Source organism: Bacillus sp. LK2, from assembly GCF_001043575.1.
Classification (GTDB): domain Bacteria; phylum Bacillota; class Bacilli; order Bacillales; family Bacillaceae_G; genus Bacillus_A; species Bacillus_A paramycoides.
Window position 1 is genome coordinate 1 of the sequence record NZ_LDUK01000071.1, and the last position, 3,165, is coordinate 3,165.

General features: G+C 51.0%; 2 rRNA genes. Both read right to left on the reverse strand.

Going from position 1 to position 3,165, the window contains the following annotated elements:
* Positions 1–25: 25 nt before the first annotated feature.
* A 5S ribosomal RNA gene (rrf, locus tag VK90_RS26280) occupies positions 26–141 on the reverse strand.
* A 48-nt stretch (positions 142–189) separates the two neighbouring features.
* Positions 190–3,111: ribosomal RNA gene (locus VK90_RS26285) — 23S ribosomal RNA — on the reverse strand.
* Positions 3,112–3,165 lie beyond the last annotated feature (54 nt).

Genomic DNA, 3,165 nt, shown 5'->3' on the forward strand with positions numbered 1-3,165 from the left:
GCTCCACCCCGCGATGATATAAATAGCTTGGCGACGTCCTACTCTCACAGGGACAAGGTCCCAACTACCATCGGCGCTAGAGAGCTTAACTTCCGTGTTCGGTATGGGAACGGGTGTGACCTCTCTGCCATCATCACCAAACTATGAAGGCATATTCCTTCAAAACTAGATAACATTGCTACATATTATATGGTTAAGTCCTCGATCTATTAGTATTCGTCAGCTCCACATGTCACCATGCTTCCACCTCGAACCTATCAACCTGATCATCTTTCAGGGATCTTACTAGCTTACGCTATGGGAAATCTCATCTTGAGGGGGGCTTCATGCTTAGATGCTTTCAGCACTTATCCCTTCCGCACATAGCTACCCAGCTATGCCCTTGGCAGAACAACTGGTACACCAGCGGTGCGTCCATCCCGGTCCTCTCGTACTAAGGACAGCTCCTCTCAAATTTCCTACGCCCACGACGGATAGGGACCGAACTGTCTCACGACGTTCTGAACCCAGCTCGCGTACCGCTTTAATGGGCGAACAGCCCAACCCTTGGGACCGACTACAGCCCCAGGATGCGATGAGCCGACATCGAGGTGCCAAACCTCCCCGTCGATGTGGACTCTTGGGGGAGATAAGCCTGTTATCCCCGGGGTAGCTTTTATCCGTTGAGCGATGGCCCTTCCATGCGGAACCACCGGATCACTAAGCCCGACTTTCGTCCCTGCTCGACTTGTAGGTCTCGCAGTCAAGCTCCCTTATGCCTTTGCACTCTACGAATGATTTCCAACCATTCTGAGGGAACCTTTGGGCGCCTCCGTTACACTTTAGGAGGCGACCGCCCCAGTCAAACTGCCCACCTGACACTGTCTCCCGGGTCGATAAGACCCGTAGGTTAGAATTTCAATACAGTCAGGGCGGTATCCCACCAGCGCCTCCACCGAAGCTAGCGCTCCGGTTTCAATGGCTCCCGCCTATCCTGTACAAACTGTACCAAAATTCAATATCAGGCTACAGTAAAGCTCCACGGGGTCTTTCCGTCCTGTCGCGGGTAACCTGCATCTTCACAGGTACTATAATTTCACCGAGTCTCTGGTTGAGACAGTGCCCAAATCGTTACACCTTTCGTGCGGGTCGGAACTTACCCGACAAGGAATTTCGCTACCTTAGGACCGTTATAGTTACGGCCGCCGTTTACTGGGGCTTCAGTTCAGAGCTTCGCTTACGCTAACCCCTCTCCTTAACCTTCCAGCACCGGGCAGGTGTCAGCCCCTATACTTCGCCTTACGGCTTCGCAGAGACCTGTGTTTTTGCTAAACAGTCGCTTGGGCCTATTCACTGCGGCTTTCCGTTAAGAAAGCACCCCTTCTCCCGAAGTTACGGGGTCATTTTGCCGAGTTCCTTAACCAGAGTTCTCTCGCACACCTTAGGATTCTCTCCTCGCCTACCTGTGTCGGTTTGCGGTACAGGCACCTTTTATCTCGCTAGAAGCTTTTCTTGGCAGCGGGGAATCAAAGACTTCGCTCCATAAGGAGCTTCCCCATCACAGCTCAGCCTTCACGATAAGCGGATTTGCCTACTTATCAGCCTAACTGCTTGGACGTGCACAACCAATCGCACGCTTCTTCTATCCTTCTGCGTCCCTCCATTGCTCAAACGATAAAGAGGTGGTACAGGAATATCAACCTGTTGTCCATCGCCTACGCCTGTCGGCCTCGGCTTAGGTCCTGACTAACCCTGAGCGGACGAGCCTTCCTCAGGAAACCTTAGGCATTCGGTGGACGGGATTCTCACCCGTCTTTCGCTACTCATACCGGCATTCTCACTTCTAAGCGCTCCACCAGTCCTTCCGGTCTGACTTCACTGCACTTAGAACGCTCCCCTACCACTGATACCATTGGTATCAATTCGCAGCTTCGGTGGTGTATTTAGCCCCGGTACATTTTCGGCGCAGAGTCACTCGACTAGTGAGCTATTACGCACTCTTTAAATGGTGGCTGCTTCTAAGCCAACATCCTAGTTGTCTAAGCAACTCCACATCCTTTTCCACTTAATACACACTTTGGGACCTTAGCTGGCGATCTGGGCTGTTTCCCTCTTGACTACGGATCTTATCACTCGCAGTCTGACTCCTAAGGATAAGTCATTGGCATTCGGAGTTTGACTGAATTCGGTAATCCGATGAGGACCCCTAGTTCAATCAGTGCTCTACCTCCAAGACTCTTACACTTAAGGCTAGCCCTAAAGCTATTTCGGGGAGAACCAGCTATCTCCAGGTTCGATTGGAATTTCTCCGCTACCCACACCTCATCCCCGCACTTTTCAACGTGCGTGGGTTCGGGCCTCCATTCAGTGTTACCTGAACTTCACCCTGGACATGGGTAGATCACCTGGTTTCGGGTCTACGACCACGTACTAAACGCCCTATTCAGACTCGCTTTCGCTGCGGCTCCGTCTCTTCAACTTAACCTCGCACGGGATCGTAACTCGCCGGTTCATTCTACAAAAGGCACGCCATCACCCATTAACGGGCTCTGACTATTTGTAGGCACACGGTTTCAGGATCTCTTTCACTCCCCTTCCGGGGTGCTTTTCACCTTTCCCTCACGGTACTGGTTCACTATCGATCACTAGGGAGTATTTAGCCTTGGGAGATGGTCCTCCCAGATTCCGACGGAATTTCACGTGTTCCGCCGTACTCAGGATACATTCAAGAGAGAACGAAGTTTCGACTACAGGGTTGTTACCTTCTGTGACGGGCCTTTCCAGGCCGCTTCGTCTACCTCGTTCCTTTGTAACTCCGTATAGAATGTCCTACAACCCCAAGAGGCAAGCCTCTTGGTTTGGGCTAGATTCCGTTTCGCTCGCCGCTACTCAGGAAATCGCATTTGCTTTCTCTTCCTCCAGGTACTTAGATGTTTCAGTTCCCTGGGTCTGTCTTCCATACCCTATGTATTCAGGTAAGGATACCATACCATTACGTATAGTGGGTTTCCCCATTCGGAAATCTTCGGATCAAAGCTTACTTACAGCTCCCCGAAGCATATCGGCGTTAGTCCCGTCCTTCATCGACTCCTAGTGTCAAGGCATCCACCGTGCGCCCTTTCTAACTTAACCAAACTAAAATTAAAAAATATGAGCTACACTGTTATCTAGTTTTCAAAGAACATA